Below are 19,141 nucleotides of genomic sequence, written 5' to 3'. Positions count from 1 at the left end.
GGAGCTGTCGAGTGAAACGAGGCTGCGATCTTTTGATCGTTCAAGAGGCGGCTTTAGCCGTCAACTGCTCCCGACAATAATCAGCAAACAACTGCGCCGGCTTGGTCAACTGCCCACGCTTCAACCACGCCGCCACCAACCCAGAGCCAGTGACCTCCTCAACAATATCCACGCACACCACTTTCTTGCCGTCGTAAGTGCATTCCGAATGCGGGCGCGTCACCAGGATCGAGAAGCCGAACCCTTGCCCGACCATGCCCCGGACCATCTCGATCGACGGTGAGCTGAAGGCAATGTTCGGTGACAGGTTCAGTTCTTCAAACAGGCTGACGAAGTAGGTCCGGCTCGGTTGCACGTCCAGCAGAATCATCGGCTCCAGGCACAAATCCCGCAGCGACACTTGCTTGAGCTGGGCGAAGCGATGGTCCGCCGGCAGCAACGCATAAGGCCGTTGCGCCGGCATCAGCGGTTCGGTCTGAATGGTGGCGTCGAGTTCGTGTTCATAGAGGATCGCCAGGTCAAACGTGCCCGAGGTCAGGCCTTGCACCAGCTCTTGCTGCTCGCCGTCGCGGATGCGGATTTTCACCCCTGGGTACAGCGCCGAGAACCCGGCAATCAACTGCGGCAGGTACAGCGGCGCGACCGTTTCGAAGCAGCCAATGTCGATTTGCCCGGCCACCACGTCGTTGTCGGCCAGGGCGTTCTGTTCGAACTCCTTGGCCATGCGCAGCAGTTCCTGGGCCTTGCGATAGAAGCGCGCGCCGCTCGGCGTCAGGGACACACCCTGGGCGTGATGGCGTATCAGCAATTGCACGCCGAAGCTGTCTTCCAGGCCTTTGATCGCCGTGGAGATCGCCGGTTGGGCGATGTACAGCTTGCGCGAAGCCTCGGCGACGCTGCCGCATTCGACGGTGGTGATGAAGTATTTCAATTGACGCAGGTTGTAGGCAGCCACGGCAAACCTCGGGGTGGATGGACTCGACATCCAGGCAATTTTTGCGCCGACTGCATCCGTTCTGACGACGGTGTTGTTGTGTTTGAACAATAACCACATCCCACGCAACCGGGGAGATTGGCTGCCCAGTTTTTTCATGGTCTGCGAAGACATTTTTACTATTTTTACTGGACTCGGGCCTGGGCCACCATCCAAACACAAGAAAAGCCCATGGAGCATCTGAACGTGTTCGAGCTTGCATATTGGCAAAACAAAGCCGCTGCACTGCGGTTTCCCGATCTGGCGGTGATCGACGGCAAACCCCGTTCGGCGCAGTCGGGGCAAACCTTCGCGGCGATCAACCCCGCCACTGGCCAGCGCTTGGCTAACGTCACCGCTTGCGGTGATGAAGAGGTGGACGCGGCGGTACGCAATGCGCGGCGAGTGTTCGAGGCCGGCACCTGGTCGGCGCGTTCACCGAGTGAGCGCAAGCACGTGTTGCTGCGCCTGGCGGAGCTGATCATGACCCACCGCGAAGAGCTGGCGCTGCTCGACTCGCTGAACATGGGCAAACCGGTGATGGACGCCTACAACATCGACGTGCCGGGCGCCGCCGGGGTGTTTCGCTGGTACGCCGAAAGCCTCGATAAACTCTACGACCAGATCGCCCCGAGTGCGCAAAACGTGCTGGCGACCATCACCCGCGAAGCGCTGGGTGTAGTCGCCGCCGTGGTGCCGTGGAATTTTCCGCTGGACATGGCCGCATGGAAACTCGCACCCGCGTTGGCGGCGGGCAATTCGGTGATTCTCAAACCCGCCGAACAATCACCGTTTTCCGCATTACGTCTGGCCGAGCTGGCGCTGGAAGCCGGTCTGCCACCCGGCGTGCTGAACGTGCTGCCGGGCCTCGGCGAGCAGACCGGCAAGGCCCTCGGTTTGCACCCGGACATCGATTGCCTGGTGTTCACCGGCTCCACCGAAGTCGGCAAATATTTCATGCAGTATTCGGCGCAATCGAACCTGAAACAGGTGTGGCTGGAGTGCGGTGGCAAGAGCGCCAATCTGGTGTTCGCCGATTGCCAGGACCTGGACCTCGCTGCCGAGAAAGCCGCGTTCGGGATCTTCTTCAATCAGGGTGAAGTCTGCTCGGCGAACTCGCGGTTGCTGGTGCAGCGTTCGATTCATGATGAGTTCGTCGAGCGCCTCAAGGTGCAGGCCGAGCGCTGGTTGCCGGGAGATCCGCTGGACCCGTCGAGCCGCGCCGGGGCGATCGTCGACAGCCGCCAGACCGCGCGCATCATGAAGTTCATCCAGCAGGCCGAACGCCTCGGCGCGACCAAGGTGTGCGGTGGCCGGCAGTCGATTTTCAACGGCTCCGACAACTTCATTCAGCCGACGATTTTCACTGGCGTTACGCCGGACATGCCGCTGTTTCGCGACGAAGTGTTCGGCCCGGTGCTGGCGGTCACCGCTTTCGATGACGAGGCCCACGCCTTGCAGCTGGCCAACGACAGCGTCTACGGTCTGGCGGCCTCGCTGTGGACCGACGACCTCAACCGCGCCCACCGTGTGGCGCGGCAATTGCGAGCGGGCACGGTATCGGTCAACAGCGTCGATGCACTGGACGTGACCGTGCCATTCGGTGGCGGCAAACAATCCGGTTTCGGCCGCGACCTGTCGCTGCACTCATTCGATAAATACACCCAGTTGAAGACCACCTGGTTTCAGCTGCGCTAATAACAAAACGGAGAACTGGCGATGACCACACCACGTGAAACCCGCGACTACCAGGCCGCCGACGCTGCGCATCACATCCACGCATTCGTCGATCAAAAAGCGCTCAACGACGAAGGGCCGCGAGTGATGGTCCGCGGCGAGCGCCTGCACCTGTGGGACAACGATGGTCGGCGTTACCTCGACGGCATGTCCGGGTTGTGGTGCACCAACCTCGGCTACGGGCGCAAGGACCTGGCGGCTGCGGCCACCCGGCAGCTCGAGCAGTTGCCGTACTACAACATGTTTTTCCACACCACTCACCCGCAGGTGATCGAGCTTTCGGAGCTGCTGTTCAGCCTGTTGCCGGGGCACTACAGCCACGCGATCTACACCAACTCCGGCTCTGAAGCCAATGAGGTGCTGATCCGCACTGTGCGGCGTTACTGGACGATCCTCGGCAAGCCCGAGAAGAAAATCATGATCGGCCGCTGGAACGGTTACCACGGTTCGACCCTGGCGGCGACGGCGCTGGGCGGCATGAAGTTCATGCACGAAATGGGCGGCATGCTGCCGGACATCGAGCACATCGACGAGCCGTACTTTTTCGCCCACGAGGGCAACCTGACCCCGGCAGAATTTGGCCTGCGGGCGGCGCAGCAACTGGAAGCGAAGATTCTCGAACTAGGCGCGGACAAGGTCGCCGGGTTTATCGCCGAACCGTTCCAGGGCGCGGGCGGGATGATCTTCCCGCCTGAAAGTTACTGGCCGGAGATTCAGCGGATCTGCCGCAAGTACGACGTGCTGTTGTGCGCCGACGAAGTGATTGGCGGCTTCGGTCGTACCGGCGAATGGTTCGCCCACGAGCACTTCGGTTTCGAGCCGGACACGCTGTCGATCGCCAAGGGTTTGACCTCGGGTTACATCCCCATGGGCGGGCTGATCCTGTCGAAGAAAATGGCTCAGGTGCTGGTGGAGCAGGGCGGGGTGTTTGCCCACGGCCTGACCTATTCCGGGCACCCGGTGGCGGCGGCAGTGGCCATCGCCAACCTCAAGGCGTTGCGCGATGAAGGGGTGGTGGCGCGGGTCAAGGATGACATCGGTCCGTACCTGCAACAGTGCCTGCGCGAGGTGTTCGGCAATCACCCGTTGGTGGGGGATATCCAGGGTGTCGGCATGGTGGCGGCGCTGCAATTGGCGGAGGACAAGAGCAGCCGCAAGCGCTTTGCCAATGAGAACGACATCGCCTGGCGCTGCCGCACGATTGGCTTTGAGGAAGGGGTGATTATTCGTTCGACGCTGGGGCGGATGATTATGGCGCCAGCGTTGATTGCCAGTCGGGAGGAGGTGGATGAGTTGGTTGGCAAGACCCTGAAAGCTATTGATCGTACGGCGCAGGAATACGGCCGACTTTGAACTTGTAGCGCTCTTGCAGTCCTCTTCGCGGGCAAGCCTCGCTCCTACAGGTTATGTGTCGTGCCCGATTCCGAGGCCGGCATAAACCCTGTAGGAGCGAGGCTTGCCCGCGAATGCGATGGCCGATTCAACACCCATTTCATGTTTTGCACCCACCCCGTGCACCCCCGCGAACCCCGCCCTTTTACGGCGCACGCTACCCAGTTTTTTCATCACTCCCAACGACATATTTCCTGATTTTCCTATTCCCGCCCCTGGTCCAACATCGACTTCGCCAGTCAGCCGAATGCTGCCCACCAAAACGTCCACCAGAGACCGCAGGTGGCAGCTCACCCAAGGCCGCTGGCCGTACTGCCCATGACAAAACTAAATCAACAGCTTTGGGAGTGCTCCATGATCAAGTCCTTGCTTAACCGCGTCGCTCATCCACTGGCGGTCACCGCCATCGCCGCCACGGTCGCCACCAGCGCCCAGGCCGGCACCCTGTCCATCGGCCACACCACGTGGGTCGGCTACGGCACCCTCTATCTTGCTCAGGACCTGGGCTACTTCAAGGAAGGCGGTTTGACCGTCGAGTTGCCCGTCGTCGAAGAAGCCTCGATGTACATGGCCGCCCAGGCCTCGGGCGAGTTGTCGGGCTCGGCGTCGACCATCGACGAAGTGCTCAAGTACCGTCCGCAATTCTGTTTCAAAGCCGTAGCGGCGCTGGATGACAGCCATGGTGGCGACGGCGTGCTCGTGGGCAAGGACATCAAGAGTCTGCAAGAGCTGAAAGGCAAAGCCGTGGCGGTAAACGAAGGCTCGACCTCGCAGTTCTGGCTGTCGTACTTGCTGAAAAAACACGGCATGAGCATGAGCGACATCACCGTGCAGAACATGACGGCTGACGATGCCGCCACTGCGTTCATCGCCGGTCGCGTGCCGGCGGCCGTAACGTGGGAGCCGCACCTGTCGATGGTCCGTAGCAAACAACAAGGCAAGGTGCTGATCGACAGCAGTAGCACACCGGGGGTGATTGTCGATGTGGTCGCGCTCAACTGCACCGTCATCGAGAAGCAACCGGAAGACGTCAAGGCTTTGGTCGCCGGTCTCTACAAAGCCGTGCAATACACCAAGGACCATCCGCAAGAGGCCTACAAAATCATGGCCAAAGGCGTCGGCGGTTACCTCGCCGATCCGAAGGAACTGGCCGCCGCCGCGCAAGGCGTGCGCTTCTACGATCAGGCCATGAGCGAAAAACTCCTCGGCTCCCCCGGCAAGCCGGGCGACAGCGAACCGCTGATCAAACTGGCCAACGAAACCGCCAGCGAATTGCAGGGCAAACCCTACAACGTCAGCAATGACGACCTGATCGACAACCGCTTCGTCAGCCCGCTGTAGGAGGTCCGCATGTTCAAGCGCAATTCATGGCTGAGCCGCTGCATCACGCCCAAGACTGGCCTGCCGGTGCAGGTGATCTGGAGCGCGAGCGGCCTGGCCTGGGTGTTGTTGATCGGCCTGTGGGCCGGGTTGTCTTATGGTGGTGTGGTGCCGGGCATGTTCCTGCCGACACCGGGCGCGGTGGCCGAAGCCGCCGTACGCCTGAGCCGCGACGGCACCCTCGGCCTTCATGTATGGGCCAGTCTTGAAGTGGTGATGGTCGGTTTCATTGTCTCGTCCCTGGTGGCGGTGCCGCTGGGGTTGTTGATGGGCAGTTTCCGCATCGTCCAGGCCTTCCTTGAGCCGATGGTGAATTTCATCCGCTACCTGCCGGTCACCTCGTTCGTGCCGCTGTTCATCTTGTGGATTGGCATCGGTCTGGAGCAGCGGGTGTCGGTGATTATCTTCGGCGTGTTTTTCCAGCAGTTGGTGATGATCGCGGACGTGTCCAAAGGCATCTCCAAAGACCTGATCAACGCGTCCTACACCTTGGGCTCGACTCGCCGCGATGCGGTGCTGCATGTGATCGCGCCGGCATCGTTGCCGGGTGTGCTCGATACCTTGCGCGTGACCATGGGCTGGGCGTGGACCTATCTGGTGGTCGCCGAGCTGGTCGCCGCGTCCAGTGGCCTGGGTTACCTGAGCCTGAAAGCCATGCGCGGTTTTCAAGTGGATGTGATTTTCCTGGCCATCGCGATCATCGGCCTGCTGGGCCTGGTCACCGATCAACTGTTCCGATTTCTCCGTCTGAGGATTGCCGCATGGGCTCAGTAAGCGCCGTCAACCCGCGTTTCGTCACACCCACGGCCGCCCCGGTGCAGGCCGCGCCACGGCTGCAAGTGGACAAGGTCAGCCTGCGCTATCAGAAACCTGACGGCGGCATGTTCACCGCGCTGGAGCAGGTGTCGTTCGAAGTGCCGGATCAACAATTCGCCGTGCTGGTCGGGCCGTCGGGCTGCGGCAAATCGAGTTTGCTGTACCTCACGGCCGGCCTGAACGAGCCCACGGAAGGCGAAATCTACGTCGGTGGCCAACAAGTGCAAGGGCCCGGCGCAGATCGCGGCATGGTGTTCCAGAGCTATACGCTGTTCCCGTGGCTGACCGTGCGGCAGAACGTCGAGTTCGGCCTCAAGCGGCGCGGCATGGCGGCGGCTCAGCGCAAGGAGATCGTCGACTATTACGTCAATGAAGTGGGCCTGACCGGCTTCGCCGACAACTACGCCAAGCAGTTGTCCGGCGGCATGATGCAGCGCGTCGCCATCGCTCGGGCGTTGGCCAACGACCCGCAGATCCTGCTGATGGACGAACCCTTCGGCGCGCTCGACAGCCAGACGCGCCTGCAAATGCAGCAGCTGTTGCTGCGGGTCTGGGGCAACAGCAAAAAGACTGTGTTGTTCGTGACCCACGATATCGACGAGGCGATTCTGCTGGGGGATCGGGTTTATGTGATGGGTGCGCGGCCTGGGCGGATCAAGCAGATTCTGGACGTGCCGATCGAGCGTCCACGAACGCTGGACATGGTCATGGAACGCTCGTTTATCGACATGAAGCGCAGGATTTTCGGGCTGTTGCATGACGACTTGGAGGAGGTGCATTGACCTTGCACAAATCCCTGTGGGAGCGGGCTTGCTCGCGAAAGCGATTTGTCATTCAACATTGATGTCGACTGATCCACCGCCTTCGCGAGCAAGCCCGCTCCCACAGGTTTTGCGTTTAACCGGAGTTAGGGGGCTGCCGGCAGGAGAAACCGCGCAATCACCGGCAAATGATCGGAGATCCGCAAGGTATCGTCCTGCCTCACCATCGCCTCGACCCGTTTGATTCGAGGGCTGTAGAACATGTAATCCACCGTCCGGTCCGGGCCGTTCAGGCCTGGATCGTTCGGGTAGTGGGTCAGCCACCGCGCCCGATCGACACCGCTTGCTTCGTTGTTGGTCGGGATCATCGGGTATTTGTCCCACAGCACATGCAGCGCGCTGTCGGCGGAGTAGGGCGTGCGTTGTTCGTCGGGCAGACGTCGATACTGGCCCAGCGGCAACAGGTTGAAGTCGCCCCCGATCAACCAGGGCGTGCCGCGGCTTTCAAGCTTGTCGAGCACCTTGGCCACGGCGGTCACCTGGGCTTGCAGTGTTTCATCAGGCTGGATGACGCGATCCAGATGGGTATTGAGTACCGCAATCTGCCCTCCGTCGCTCAACGGCAGGTAAGTCGCCAGCAAGGCGTTTTTCGGTTTGAACTGACGGCTGATGATGTTCGCCGACGCGACCGGCAATTGCAGGCGTTCGGCGTGTTCGATCTGAAAGCGGCTGAGGGTGGCGAGTTGCCGGCCGACGCTGCCGAAGATGTGCGGCAGCGGCACGAAATCGGCTTTCCAGTCGAAGGCGTGAGCGCTGCACGGATAAAGGTCGGCGACCCGTTCCTGGAGCAACTTGAACTGGTTCTGGTAATCGCTGGCCTTGGCGTTGTCATCCAGTTCCTGCAACAGCACGATGTCCGGTTGCTCGTCGCGAATCACCCGCGCCACTTCATCGAGGCTGAAGGCCATGTCTTCGGCAGTGGGATTTTCGTCGTCGCCTTCGGCCAGGTCATTCCAGAACACGTAGCGTTTACCCGCCAGGTACTGGACGTTCCAGGTCATGACTTTCAGCGCCTGGCCGGGTACCAGCGTGGGCGCCTGAGTGCTGCAGCTGACCGGTAATGCTTCCTTGGCTTCGGGACGCCAGGTCAGGCTGTAGATCAGCAAGGCAATCAGGCCTGCCGCGATCAGCAGGCTCAGCAGGGTGTAGCGCAGTAGACGGGTCATGGCTCGGCTTATAGCGTTACAAAAGATGAGCCCGAGCATAACCGAGCGTCGGGCTTAAGCCCATGGGTCAGAGCGGTCGATCAATTTTCTCGGGTGCATCGGCAATCAGCATGAACAAGCGGAACAACACCACGCTGGTGAACAGTTGCAGGAAGCTGTGCGCACTGTCGATCAGCAGCGAAATCACCGGGTTCTGCGGCTCTGGGTAAATCGCGAGGGTTGCGCCCTTGAGTACCCACAACGGGCCCATCACGCACAGGATGCACACCAGAATGCGCAGGAAATGACCGCGGGTCAGGCGCAGGCTTTCCTTCATCGCCGCCAACGGCGCCAGGCCGCGCAGCACCAGCAGGTACTCGCCAAACGCCAGAGTCACCATCAGCCAGATGCCCGGCAGGAAGTACAGCGACAGGCCGATCAGGATCAGCAAGGTATTGAGGGCGGTGAGCAGGGCGAAGCGCGGCCACAGGTAGGCCGACCTCGACAGCAGCTCACGGTTGCTCGGCGATTCTCCACGGCTGCGGGCATCGAGAAACAGGATCAGTGCGGCGGTGTACAGCGGATAGACCAGCAAGCCGACCATCACGCTGATACCGGGAAAGCTGTCCGGCTCGGTGGACCGATCAACCACTTGTTGCAGAAACGCTTCGAAGATCACCAGCGGCAGGCACAGCCGCACAATCTGGCCCAGATTGCGCTTGAAGAAATACAGAGAGTCACGCAGCACATCGAACGAATTCATCAGTCGGTATCGCAGGTTGAAAGCAGTGGCCCACTTTAACCGATGATGCGCTGTCGCAAGCAAACGTAAACGTTCGGTAAAGGTCATTGAAACAACTTGTTTCAGCCTCCATTAAGGTCGGGCACCTTATCCTCTTTGGTAAAGGTCACCGATTTCTCCGGCAATCTACGAGGTCGCCATGAACAGCGAAGAACAAACCCTGATCGATGGACTGTTTTCCCGGCTGCAACAGGCCGAAACGGACTCAGCCCCGCGCGACGCCCAGGCCGAGGCGCGGATCAAGGAACACCTGACTCGCCAACCCGCGGCAGGTTATTTCATGACCCAGGCGATTCTGGTTCAAGAGGCCGCCCTCAAAAGCCTCGACGCACAGAACAAGCAACTCGCTCAGCAAGTCCAGCAATTGCAGGCCGAACTGCAATCGGCCAAGGCTCAGACGGCGGCGCCCGCCAGCGGTGGTTTCCTGTCGAGCATTTTTGGTGGCGGTTCCCGTGATCCGCAGCCCGCACCGACGCAAAGCGCGCCGTCGTCCAATGGCGGATGGCGTGAGCCGGGGCGGCCGTCGTTCAACTCGCAGCCGCCACAGCAACAGAACTTTGGTGCTGCACCGCCTCAGCAGAATTACGCACCGCAGCAGCAAGCCCCAGGGATTGGCAGTGGTTTCCTTGGCGGCGCACTGAAAACCGCCGCCGGTGTGGCCGGTGGCGTGATGCTGGCGCAAGGCATCAGCAGCCTGTTCCAGCACAATCAGCAGCCGGAAGTGGTGGAAGTCATCAAGGAAGAGCCGGCTCAGGTCAACGATCAGAGCGACGGCGGCAACGGCTGGGGCGACGACCAGCGCGTGGCGGACAACAACGGCGGCGATCAGGGCGGCTTCACCGACGCCGACTACAGCGATGACAGCTCGTCGTTCTTTGGCGGCGACGACGATTCCTTCGTCTGATTCACCGGTGGCGAGGGCCTTGCTCCCTCGCCACATAGCCGATTATTCGCGGAACAATCCTTCAGGCTGGCATACTGGGCCACTTTTCGGGCCTGGTGCCTGACCCAGCCTGCGCGCGACTGCGCCAACGAGGATGCACGGTGAAAAAAATCGCAGTGTTCGCCGATGTCCAGAACCTCTATTACACCGTGCGTCAGGCCTATGGTTGCCATTTCAACTACGCCGCGCTGTGGGCTGATATCAGCAAACAGGGCGAGATCGTCGAAGCCTATGCCTACGCGATCGATCGCGGCGACAGCAAGCAGCAGCAATTCCAGCAGATCCTGCGCAACCTCGGTTTCATCGTAAAGCTCAAGCCCTACATCCAGCGCAGCGATGGCTCGGCCAAGGGCGACTGGGACGTGGGCATCACCCTCGACATTATGGATGCCGCCGATCACGTCGACGAAGTGGTGCTGGCCTCCGGCGACGGTGATTTCGACATGCTGCTGGAGCGCATCATTACCAAGCACGGCGTGCAGGCCGTGGCCTACGGCGTGCCGGGCCTGACCGCCAACTCGCTGATCCGCGCCGCCAGTCGCTACGTGCCGATCGAAGGCGCGTTGCTGCTCAAGAATTGATTTTTACGGAGTTGAAACAGGTTTGGAACGCATAGCAGTCATCGACTTTGAAACCACCGGGATCTCCCCGAGCAGCAGCTGCCGGGCCACGGAAATTGCCGTGGTGATCCTTGAACAGGGGCGTATCGTCGAGCGTTACCAGAGCCTGATGAATGCCGGCGTGCGCGTGCCAGCCTTCATCGAACAACTCACCGGCATCAGCAACGCCATGCTGCGCACCGCGCCCTCGGCCGAGCAGGTGATGAACGAGGTCAACGAATTCGTCGGCATCACGCCGTTGCTGGCGCACAACGCCGCGTTCGACCAGAAGTTCTGGGATTTTGAGTTGGGGCGGATCAAACGCACCCGCTTGCAGAACTTCGCCTGCTCGCTACTCCTCGCCCGCCGCCTGATGCCCGCCGCGCCGAACCACAAACTCGGCACCCTCACGACTTTCGCCAGCCTGCCCAACACCGGCAAGGCTCACCGGGCCATGGCCGATGCCGAGATGGCGGCCAACCTGACGGGGCATCTGCTTCAGGAACTGCAGCAGAAGCATGGGTTGCGCGAGTTGTCGCATGATCTGCTGGTGAGCTTGCAGAAAGTGCCGGCGGCGAAGATCAATGAGCATCTCAAGCGGCATCGCGGGTTCTGAAAGCACCGCAAATCCCCTGTGGGAGCGGGCTTGCTCGCGAAGGCGGTGTGTCAATCAACAATGATGTCGACTGATACCCCGCCTTCGCGAGCAAGCCCGCTCCCACATTGGTTCTGCTGTGGTTCTTTGATTACGCAGGTTTCGCGAAATCTCGGCTACTGACCCTGCTCACGGGCATGAAACCTGTTGTCTTCTTGAAATTCATCGTATGCACGAAATTCTTCATCGAATCTGATGGATCGATGCTCTGCATGTTCAGTCTGAATAGCGTCTGACGCGAGATCGCTACGCTCAGGATTGGCTGTTCTTCCATATGGCCGGTCGCAGAGTTAAGCAACGTATCGATGGCTGTAACGATGACAATATCGTCGGGCAGAATGCTCAGCAACTCCTGCCCTACCCGCAAAACGCAGCTGCACACGTAGTCCTGCAGCAATTCATTGAATTTGCTGGTCGGCATTTTTTTTACGGAAAGCTTGCCGCTCTGTAGTAGTGATTTTATTTCTTGAGGGATTACTTTTTCGCCGTGAACCGCGAGCGTGCACTCAAGAATGCCGTCGCCAGCGATTGAGATGACTATCGCGGTGCCGAGATGTGAAATATCGGTAAAAGGGTCTATCCGCTTGATGGCTTCAATTTTGGACTGGCCGTTACCATTCAGTATTCCTTGAGCTAACTCGAACTCTTCTTTCCAGTCGTTATTTTTTGATTCCCACTCTGATAACTCTTGGTCCAGCTGCTGTTTGTCTTTGATCACTGCGGTTTGAACCGCCTCTGCCAACTTACGGCGCTTTCTGGTCTCCAGCTTCAACGAGCGAGCGATGAAGCCAGGCTTGTAGCTTGTTTCGTTTTTTCTGGCCTGGTTTTCCAAGGTGTTCAGCGCGACGGGTTTGAGTGGTGCAGGTCGTTGCACAAACTCGTTCCAATCGATTTCCTCTCCAGAATCCTTATGCATCGATAACAGCAGTTCGATGTGATTTTCATAGACTTCAACTTCGTAGGCTGCTTGCTCACGAGCTTCCATCTTTGCGTATTCTTTTTCCTGCACTTGAAGCTCGCGTTGACGACGCTTCGAATTACGTTCAGCCCGTCTAGCTGACGCTTGCATCGAGCGAAGGGTTCCTTTCCATGTCATCTCAGAGATCCTCTCATTCAAATTGCTTTTTGTTTTCGGGGGAGGGCGCCTGGCCGTCACTCAAACGACAGTATCTGTTGCTTTTCCTGGCGTCCATCGTGCAGCGGAGGCTTCGCGTTTGCCCAGTGAGTTGATGTGTTTAACGGCGACTCCGGTTTGATGATCGGTCCTACCGAATAATAGGGAATGTCTGTCTTGCCCCTCATCTGTGGCATCGATAACCTTTTGACTGTCGCTGCCAATTCAGCGACCGGGTCTGCAAGCCCGCCGACAGTTTGTTATGAGACCACCGGCGCACCTATAATCGCGTCGCTTTAATGAGCGACCATCGATTTATGGTAGCTGTGTGCGGGAGACCTTCGGGTCTGCCGGGGTGGTCTCCTACTCGGTCTTGCAGACCCGTACATAGCTGCCACCCATCATCTGCAAGTGATGCTGGCAGCTCCGACATTCTCAGGAGATTCGCCATGATCAAAGTTACCCCCAATCCCCCCGAAGACTCTGCGCAACCCGCCACGCACGAGGGGCACTTCATCCCCAAAACATTCATCCGTCATCACATCCAGCTGCGAGCACTGTTACTGCACGCAGAGCCCTGGTTCTGTGCCCGCGATATCGGTCGATTGATGGGTGTGGACATAAATGAAAGGCAAGTGCTCAAGCTGGATGCGGATCAGAAACAACTGATGTGTCTGTCCGGAAATGATGACCTCGAAGAGACCTTGATGCTGAGTGAGTCGGGCGTATACGCGATGTTGGTGTATCACTACTGCCCGGAAAACCGCCATTTACGACGTTGGCTGACCCACGACGTGGTGCCGATGTTGCGGGAGGAAGTCGGGTCCATTTCGAATCAAGCGCCGCATATGCGGGCGATGGAATGGGCGGGCGGAACGCTGCGACTGCTGCATTGGCGCAAGGAACCTTGGGTGCGTCTACGGGATATGCCGGGTTTGTTGCCTGCCAGTTACAGCGGCGCCTGACAGATCGCTTCGCGGGCAAGCCCGCTCCCACCGGAATGAGATACACCTGTGGGAACGGGCTATTGAAGGCCCACGGGAACATGGCCGATGCTGAAATGGCGGCCAACCTGACGGCGCATCTGGCCTCAAGCGCCATCGCGGATTCTGAAAACATCGCAAATCCCCTGTAGGAGCTGTCGAGTGAAACGAGGCTGCGATCTTTTGATCTTGATTTTTTAAGATCAAAAGATCGCAGCCTCGTTTCACTCGACAGCTCCTACAGGGGGGTTATTTGCCGTTGGCTTCCAGCTGCCCCAACGGCACGCGCTTTTCGATGGCGCTCGACAGCACGATTGAGGTCTTGCTGAACCCGAACTTGGCAATCCGGTTGATCAACTCCTCCAACTCCGGCATCGAACCCACCGCCGCTTGCATGATCACGCACGGGTCGCCCGTCACCCGGTGGCACTCCGTCAGTTGTGGGATTTTGATCAGGTCGTCGTAGGCCTTCTGGTTGCCGTGCTGGTTCAGGCGCAGTTCGATCACGCACTGGATCGGCAACCCCAGCTTGGCCATGTCGACTTTTGCCTGGTAACCGGTAATCACCCCGCAGGCTTCGAGTTTGGCCACGCGTTCGGCGACAGCCGGGGCGGACAGGTTGACCTTGCGCGCCAGGTCGGCGTAGGACGCACGACCGTTTTCCAGCAGGGCGCTGAGGAGCATGCGGTCGTATTTATCCATGGTCGTCTTCCTGAAAAATGACTGACTTTCGAAAACACGGTTTATAGCGCCGATCTCCGTGTTTTGAAAAGTGTACCGGCGCTATAAACAGGTTTTGTAACTTATTTTTCGCCGTTGGCCTTTCTAGAATAGCTGTTCACATTGTCCTGCCGTCGAGCTGCCCATGCGCCGTTTCCCGTTACCGTTGATCGCCGCTTTCTTCGCCCTGTACGTGATTTGGGGCTCGACCTACCTGGTGATCCGCATCGGCGTGGAGTATTGGCCGCCATTGCTGCTCGCCGGTATCCGCTTCGTGATCGCCGGGACGCTGATGTACGCCTTCCTGCGCTGGCGCGGGGCCCCGGCACCGACCTGGGCGCAGTGGAAAGCCGCCGGGATCATCGGGATTTTGCTGCTCGCTTGCGGTAATGGCGGGGTCAGCGTGGCCGAGCACATGGGGGTGGCTTCCGGCGTCGCGGCATTGGCGGTGGCGACGGTGCCGCTGTTTACCTTGCTCTGCGGCTATTTCTGGGGCGCGCGTAATACCCGTCTCGAATGGGCCGGGATTGTGCTCGGGCTGATCGGTATCGCCATGCTCAACCTCGGTTCGAACCTGCAATCGAGCCCGTTGGGTGCGCTATTGCTGGTGTTCGCGGCGGCTTCCTGGGCCTTTGGTTCGGTGTGGAGCAAACACTTGCCGCTGCCCCAAGGTGCCATGGCCAGTGCCGTGGAAATGCTGGTCGGCGGCGTGGTGCTTCTGATCGGCAGTGCGCTGAGCGGTGAGCAACTGCAAGCCATGCCGCCGATTGAAGGCTGGGCAGCCCTGGCCTATTTGACCTTCTTCGGTTCGATCATCGCTTTCAACGCCTACATGTACCTGTTGAAAAACGTGCGTCCGGCGGCAGCGACCAGTTATGCCTACGTCAACCCGGCGGTCGCGGTGTTGCTGGGGATCGTGTTTGTCGGCGAGACCATCGGCATCGAGGAAGGGCTGGCGATGATGGTGATCATCAGTGCCGTGGTGTTGATCGGATTGCCGCAATGGCGGCGGGCGCCTGTTCAGCCCGCTGTAGCGGTGCCGACAGAATCCCGTGTGAATTAGGGTAAACTGCGCGCCATTGCACACTCGTTTTGCACAACTGCGCTGAATTTTCCTACGGTAATCCCATGACTTTCGCCACCCTTGGCCTGATCGAACCCTTGCTGCGCTCTCTCGAGACGCTCGGCTACCAGACCCCGACGCCGGTTCAGGCGCAAGCCATTCCGGCGGTGCTGGCCGGTCGCGACCTGATGGCCGCCGCCCAGACCGGCACCGGCAAGACCGCCGGTTTCGCGCTGCCGCTGCTGCAATTGCTGGCCATGGAAGGGCCGAAAGTCACCGCCAACTCGGTGCGCGCACTGATCCTGGTGCCGACCCGCGAACTGGCCGAACAGGTTCACGAAGCCGTGCGTCAGTACGCCGAGAACCTGCCGTTGAGCACTTACGCGGTGTATGGCGGCGTCAGCATCAACCCGCAAATGATGAAGCTGCGCAAAGGTGTCGACCTGTTGGTGGCGACGCCGGGCCGTCTGCTCGACCTGTTCCGTCAGAACGCTCTCAAGTTCAACCAGCTGCAAACCCTGGTGCTGGACGAAGCCGATCGCATGCTCGACCTGGGCTTTTCCGAGGAGCTGGGGAACATTTACAAGGCGCTGCCGAAGAAACGTCAGACGCTGTTGTTCTCCGCGACCTTCTCCGATGCGATCCGCACCCTGGCCGGACAAATGCTCAACGATCCGCTGAGCATCGAAGTCAGCCCGCGCAACGTCGCTGCCAACACTGTTAAACAGTGGGTGGTGACGGTGGACAAGAAGCGCAAGCCGGAGCTGTTCGTTCACTTGATGCGCAAGGGCAAGTGGAAGCAGGTGCTGGTGTTCGCCAAGACCCGCAATGGCGTGGACGCGCTGGTGGAAAAACTCCAGGGCCTGGGCATCAACGCCGACGGCATCCACGGCGACAAACCGCAGGCAACCCGCCAGCGTGCGCTGGACCGGTTCAAGGCCAGTGAAGTGCAGATTCTGGTGGCCACCGACGTTGCGGCCCGAGGTCTGGACATCGAAGATCTGCCGCTGGTGGTCAACTTCGACCTGCCGATCGTGGCTGAGGACTACATCCACCGCATCGGTCGTACCGGCCGTGCGGGCGCGACCGGGCAGGCTATTTCGCTGGTCTGTGCCGATGAAGTGAATCTGCTGTCGGCCATCGAGACGTTGACCCGTCAGACATTGCCGCGGCAGATGGAACATGATTTCGAACCTGAGCACCGGGTACCGGATACCGATGCCAGCGGTCAGGTGGTGAAGAAGCCGAAAAAACCGAAGAAGCCAAAGACGTCCGGTGGCGGTAAACGCAACCTGGGCAAATGGGTGGAGAGTGGTGATGCTTCGGCGCCGGAGCCTTCGATCAAGCCAGTGCGCAAAGTGCCGGTGTTCAACACCGGGCCGCGTAAGAAGAAGCCTTGATCTACTGCGGCGCCTGATAAGCCGCCTTCGCGAGCAAGCCCGCTCCCACAGGTGACCGAGTTCTTCCAGAAAGGATGCGGTCAATGTGGGAGCGGGCTTGCTCGCGAAGGGCGCACCTCGGTCTTCAAGCTTTGCGGTTGAGCCACTCCACCATCCCCAACCCCGCCGCACGCCCACTGGCGAAACACGCGGTCAGCAGATAGCCACCCGTCGGCGCTTCCCAATCGAGCATCTCTCCCGCGCAAAACACGCCTGGCAATTGCTTGAGCATCAATCGTTCATCCATCGACTCGAACATCACGCCACCGGCGCTGCTGATGGCTTCGTCCAGTGGGCGGGTTTTCACCAGCGTCAGGGGCAATGCCTTGATCGCCTTGGCCAGTAGCGCCGGATCAGCAAAGCTTTCGTTCGGCGTGAGTTCGCGTAACAGCGCCGCTTTCACCCCATCAATCCCGAGCTGGCTGTGCAGGTGTTTGGACATGGAGCGCGAACCGCGCGGTTTGCTCAACGCCGCCTGAACTTTATCCACAGGCCGGCCCGGCAACAGGTCGAGATGAATGGTCGCCGAGCCGTGTTGATTGATGGCTTCGCGGATCGGTGCCGAGAGGGCGTAGATCAAACTGCCTTCAATCCCGGTCGCGGTGATCACACATTCGCCCAAGCGCGGCACGTCGTCATTGAGGCCGATGGCGATGTTTTTCAGCGGTGCGCCGGCGAATTTGCTGACCATCAAGTCGCTCCAGGCCTGCACCTCGAAGCCGCAATTGCTGGGTTGCAGCGGCATCAATCCTACGCCGCGCTGTTCCAGTGGCAACATCCACGCGCCGTCCGAACCGAGGCGTGACCAACTGCCACCACCAAGGGCCAGCAAGGTGGCGTCGGGCTTGATGGTTGTTTCGCCCTCGGGGCTGTCGATGCGCAATCCACCGTTGTCATCCCAACCGAGCCAGCGGTGGCGGGTGTGGATAACGACACCGGCCTCTCGCAGGCGTTTGAGCCAGGCGCGCAACAGGGGCGCGGCTTTCATGTCGGTTGGAAACACCCGGCCGGAGCTGCCGACAAAGGTTTCAATGCCCAGGTCATGAATCCATTGGCACAACGCATCCGCGCCGAATGAGCGAAGCAGCGGCGCAATCTGCGGTGCGCGTTCGGCGTAGCGCGAGAGAAACGCCGGGTAGGCCTCGGAATGGGTGATGTTCATGCCGCCGACACCGGCCAGCAGAAATTTCCGCCCTACAGATGGCATGCCGTCGTACAAGTCGACTTTGATTCCTGCCTGGCTCAACACTTCGGCCGCCATCAGGCCGGCGGGGCCGCCGCCGATGATGGCGACGTGTGAAGGGGAGGAGGTCGAGGGCTGAGTCATGATGAGCGCTGCGGTGTGGCGGAATAAGCCGGGCATTCTATCAGCACAGTTATCTGTGAGAGCGGGCTTGCTTGCGAAAGCGATTGAACATTCAATATTGATGTCGACAGATACACCGCTTTCGCGAGCAAGCCCGCTCCCACATTTGATCAGCGGTGTTTTCAGATGGTTGATCAAAAAATAACCGCCCTTTTGCAGGCTATAACCAGCATGGCCTGCAGGCCCTTTCACTCAGGTTATCCACAGGCAGTTCCACAGGCATTGTGGGTAAAGATTCATACCTCAATGACAACCTGATGACGTCCAGACCCGTTGCGCGCTGTGATGCAGGATGCCGTGGCGGCGCGCCAGGGCCTTGCGGTCCTTGCTGTAGCCGCCGCCAATCACCCCGACCACCGGAATATCCCGCCCCAGGCAATGGCGCATCACGCTTTCATCGCGTGCGGCCACGCCTTCGTCTGTCAGCTTCAGGTAACCGAGCGCGTCGTCCTTATGCACATCGACGCCGGCGTCGTACAACACCAGGTCCGGTTGGTAGAGCGGCAACAAATAATTCAGCGCGTCGTCCACCACCTTCAGGTAATCGGCATCGCCCATGCCTTTGGGCAACGGGATGTCCCAGTCGCTTTCGGCCTTGCGTGCAGGAAAATTCTTTTCGCAGTGCAGGGAAACGGTTATCGCGTCCGGGGTGTTGTGCAGAATCCGTGCAGTCCCGTCGCCCTGGTGCACGTCGCAATCGAAGATCAGCACCCGATTCACACGACCACTTTCCAGCAGGAAATGGCTGATCACCGCCAGGTCATTGAAGATGCAGAAACCCGCCGGATAGTCGTAATGCGCATGATGCGTGCCACCGGCCAGATGACAGGCCAGCCCGTGTTCCAGCGCCTGTTCCGCCGCCAGCAACGAACCGCCGACCGCCCGCACCGTGCGCCGGGCCAGTGCTTCGCTCCAGGGCAGGCCAAGACGCCGCTGGTCTTCGCGGGACAACTCGCCGCTCATGTAGCGTTCGATATAGGCAGCGTCATGGGCGAGGGCAAGAATCTCCGGGGGGCAGAGTTCCGGGCGCAGCAGGTCGGCGTCCCGGGTCAGGCCACTGTCCACCAGGTGATCGCGCAGCAGGCGAAACTTGTCCATGGGGAAGCGGTGATCCGCCGGGAATTCGGGGCTGTAGTCTTCGTGGTAGATCAGCGGCAGCGGCATAACGAATTCAGGTAGGAATGAGTGAAGGA

The 19,141-nt window shown here is 59.9% G+C and carries 18 protein-coding genes; 11 read left to right on the top strand and 7 right to left on the bottom strand.

What is annotated here, in order from left to right; genetic code table 11:
* Positions 1 to 40: 40 nt before the first annotated feature.
* A complete protein-coding gene (locus ACA049_RS26770; RefSeq protein WP_497336992.1) occupies positions 41 to 955 on the bottom strand; it encodes a LysR substrate-binding domain-containing protein in 915 nt (304 codons plus the stop codon).
* 225 nt (positions 956 to 1,180) lie between these two features.
* Between ACA049_RS26770 and ACA049_RS26765 the strand changes: the two genes are divergently transcribed.
* From ACA049_RS26765 to ACA049_RS26745, 5 genes are all read left to right on the top strand, one after another.
* Positions 1,181 to 2,671 carry an aldehyde dehydrogenase gene (locus ACA049_RS26765; protein ID WP_497336990.1) on the top strand — a complete coding sequence of 497 codons (1,491 nt, stop codon included), beginning with the start codon at positions 1,181 to 1,183 and terminating at the stop codon, positions 2,669 to 2,671.
* Positions 2,672 to 2,692: 21 nt separating this feature from the next.
* Positions 2,693 to 4,063: an aspartate aminotransferase family protein gene (locus ACA049_RS26760; RefSeq protein WP_497331112.1), complete on the top strand. Its 1,371-nt coding sequence runs from the start codon at positions 2,693 to 2,695 to the stop codon at positions 4,061 to 4,063.
* 393 nt (positions 4,064 to 4,456) lie between these two features.
* Positions 4,457 to 5,443 (top strand): ABC transporter substrate-binding protein, encoded by a 987-nt coding sequence (locus ACA049_RS26755; protein ID WP_497331110.1) that lies wholly within the window; start codon positions 4,457 to 4,459, stop codon positions 5,441 to 5,443.
* 9 nt (positions 5,444 to 5,452) lie between these two features.
* A complete protein-coding gene (locus tag ACA049_RS26750; protein ID WP_010467403.1) occupies positions 5,453 to 6,256 on the top strand; it encodes an ABC transporter permease in 804 nt (267 codons plus the stop codon).
* Positions 6,244 to 7,080 (top strand): ABC transporter ATP-binding protein, encoded by an 837-nt coding sequence (locus ACA049_RS26745; protein WP_090179550.1) that lies wholly within the window; start codon positions 6,244 to 6,246, stop codon positions 7,078 to 7,080. Before ACA049_RS26750 ends, ACA049_RS26745 begins: the two co-directional genes overlap by 13 nt.
* Positions 7,081 to 7,205: 125 nt before the next feature.
* Here ACA049_RS26745 and ACA049_RS26740 read toward each other — a convergent pair whose 3' ends face one another.
* Both ACA049_RS26740 and ACA049_RS26735 read right to left on the bottom strand, forming a co-directional pair.
* Positions 7,206 to 8,285 (bottom strand): endonuclease/exonuclease/phosphatase family protein, encoded by a 1,080-nt coding sequence (locus tag ACA049_RS26740; RefSeq protein ID WP_497331108.1) that lies wholly within the window; start codon positions 8,283 to 8,285, stop codon positions 7,206 to 7,208.
* Between the two features lie 67 nt (positions 8,286 to 8,352).
* Complete coding sequence (locus tag ACA049_RS26735; RefSeq protein WP_497331106.1) at positions 8,353 to 9,027, bottom strand: YciC family protein; 675 nt, start codon at positions 9,025 to 9,027, stop codon at positions 8,353 to 8,355.
* 178 nt (positions 9,028 to 9,205) lie between these two features.
* On the opposite strand from ACA049_RS26735, the gene ACA049_RS26730 reads away from it, so the two are divergent.
* The 3 genes from ACA049_RS26730 (at position 9,206) to ACA049_RS26720 (ending at position 11,224) form a co-directional block, all read left to right on the top strand.
* Positions 9,206 to 9,970: a DUF2076 domain-containing protein gene (locus tag ACA049_RS26730; RefSeq protein WP_497331104.1), complete on the top strand. Its 765-nt coding sequence runs from the start codon at positions 9,206 to 9,208 to the stop codon at positions 9,968 to 9,970.
* 140 nt (positions 9,971 to 10,110) lie between these two features.
* Positions 10,111 to 10,590 (top strand): LabA-like NYN domain-containing protein, encoded by a 480-nt coding sequence (locus ACA049_RS26725; protein ID WP_010467410.1) that lies wholly within the window; start codon positions 10,111 to 10,113, stop codon positions 10,588 to 10,590.
* A 22-nt stretch (positions 10,591 to 10,612) separates the two neighbouring features.
* Positions 10,613 to 11,224: a 3'-5' exonuclease gene (locus ACA049_RS26720; RefSeq protein WP_497331102.1), complete on the top strand. Its 612-nt coding sequence runs from the start codon at positions 10,613 to 10,615 to the stop codon at positions 11,222 to 11,224.
* Positions 11,225 to 11,354: 130 nt separating this feature from the next.
* Here ACA049_RS26720 and ACA049_RS26715 read toward each other — a convergent pair whose 3' ends face one another.
* Complete coding sequence (locus tag ACA049_RS26715; protein ID WP_497331100.1) at positions 11,355 to 12,359, bottom strand: hypothetical protein; 1,005 nt, start codon at positions 12,357 to 12,359, stop codon at positions 11,355 to 11,357.
* Positions 12,360 to 12,826: 467 nt separating this feature from the next.
* Here ACA049_RS26715 and ACA049_RS26710 point away from each other — a divergent pair, with 467 nt between their 5' ends.
* Positions 12,827 to 13,342 carry a BRO-N domain-containing protein gene (locus ACA049_RS26710; protein ID WP_497331098.1) on the top strand — a complete coding sequence of 172 codons (516 nt, stop codon included), beginning with the start codon at positions 12,827 to 12,829 and terminating at the stop codon, positions 13,340 to 13,342.
* 267 nt (positions 13,343 to 13,609) lie between these two features.
* Here the strand turns inward: ACA049_RS26710 and ACA049_RS26705 are convergent, their stop codons facing one another.
* On the bottom strand, positions 13,610 to 14,062 hold the full coding sequence (locus ACA049_RS26705; protein ID WP_497331096.1) for an Lrp/AsnC family transcriptional regulator: 453 nt from the start codon (positions 14,060 to 14,062) through the stop codon (positions 13,610 to 13,612).
* 157 nt (positions 14,063 to 14,219) lie between these two features.
* On the opposite strand from ACA049_RS26705, the gene yedA reads away from it, so the two are divergent.
* Positions 14,220 to 15,143, top strand: a complete 924-nt coding sequence (gene yedA, locus ACA049_RS26700) for a drug/metabolite exporter YedA (RefSeq protein ID WP_497336988.1) — start codon at positions 14,220 to 14,222, stop codon at positions 15,141 to 15,143.
* A 65-nt stretch (positions 15,144 to 15,208) separates the two neighbouring features.
* Positions 15,209 to 16,543 carry an RNA helicase RhlE1 gene (gene rhlE1 / locus ACA049_RS26695; RefSeq protein WP_497331094.1) on the top strand — a complete coding sequence of 445 codons (1,335 nt, stop codon included), beginning with the start codon at positions 15,209 to 15,211 and terminating at the stop codon, positions 16,541 to 16,543.
* A 124-nt stretch (positions 16,544 to 16,667) separates the two neighbouring features.
* Here the strand turns inward: rhlE1 and ACA049_RS26690 are convergent, their stop codons facing one another.
* Together ACA049_RS26690 and ACA049_RS26685 are read right to left on the bottom strand one after the other, a co-directional pair.
* On the bottom strand, positions 16,668 to 17,909 hold the full coding sequence (locus tag ACA049_RS26690; protein ID WP_497331092.1) for a TIGR03862 family flavoprotein: 1,242 nt from the start codon (positions 17,907 to 17,909) through the stop codon (positions 16,668 to 16,670).
* 282 nt (positions 17,910 to 18,191) lie between these two features.
* The gene (locus ACA049_RS26685; protein WP_497331090.1) at positions 18,192 to 19,112 is read right to left on the bottom strand and encodes a histone deacetylase family protein; all 921 of its coding nucleotides are present in this window, start codon (positions 19,110 to 19,112) and stop codon (positions 18,192 to 18,194) included.
* Between the last annotated feature and the right edge of the window lie 29 nt (positions 19,113 to 19,141).

It is taken from the genome of Pseudomonas sp. LBUM1662 (assembly GCF_059695915.1).
Note: the sequence above shows the minus strand (reverse complement) of the source record. Positions and strands in the feature narration are given on the sequence as shown.

Excerpts from the sequence above, each read along its gene's own strand:
- ACA049_RS26690 (WP_497331092.1), bottom strand. The coding sequence starts at position 17,909 with ATGACTCAGCCCTCGACCTCCTCCCCTTCACACGTCGCCATCATCGGC.
- ACA049_RS26715 (WP_497331100.1), bottom strand. The coding sequence starts at position 12,359 with ATGACATGGAAAGGAACCCTTCGCTCGATGCAAGCGTCAGCTAGACGG.
- ACA049_RS26685 (WP_497331090.1), bottom strand. The coding sequence starts at position 19,112 with ATGCCGCTGCCGCTGATCTACCACGAAGACTACAGCCCCGAATTCCCG.
- rhlE1 (WP_497331094.1), top strand. The coding sequence starts at position 15,209 with ATGACTTTCGCCACCCTTGGCCTGATCGAACCCTTGCTGCGCTCTCTC.
- ACA049_RS26705 (WP_497331096.1), bottom strand. The coding sequence starts at position 14,062 with ATGGATAAATACGACCGCATGCTCCTCAGCGCCCTGCTGGAAAACGGT.
- ACA049_RS26710 (WP_497331098.1), top strand. The coding sequence starts at position 12,827 with ATGATCAAAGTTACCCCCAATCCCCCCGAAGACTCTGCGCAACCCGCC.
- ACA049_RS26740 (WP_497331108.1), bottom strand. The coding sequence starts at position 8,285 with ATGACCCGTCTACTGCGCTACACCCTGCTGAGCCTGCTGATCGCGGCA.
- ACA049_RS26760 (WP_497331112.1), top strand. The coding sequence starts at position 2,693 with ATGACCACACCACGTGAAACCCGCGACTACCAGGCCGCCGACGCTGCG.
- ACA049_RS26735 (WP_497331106.1), bottom strand. The coding sequence starts at position 9,027 with ATGAATTCGTTCGATGTGCTGCGTGACTCTCTGTATTTCTTCAAGCGC.
- ACA049_RS26730 (WP_497331104.1), top strand. The coding sequence starts at position 9,206 with ATGAACAGCGAAGAACAAACCCTGATCGATGGACTGTTTTCCCGGCTG.
- ACA049_RS26745 (WP_090179550.1), top strand. The coding sequence starts at position 6,244 with ATGGGCTCAGTAAGCGCCGTCAACCCGCGTTTCGTCACACCCACGGCC.
- ACA049_RS26750 (WP_010467403.1), top strand. The coding sequence starts at position 5,453 with ATGTTCAAGCGCAATTCATGGCTGAGCCGCTGCATCACGCCCAAGACT.
- ACA049_RS26755 (WP_497331110.1), top strand. The coding sequence starts at position 4,457 with ATGATCAAGTCCTTGCTTAACCGCGTCGCTCATCCACTGGCGGTCACC.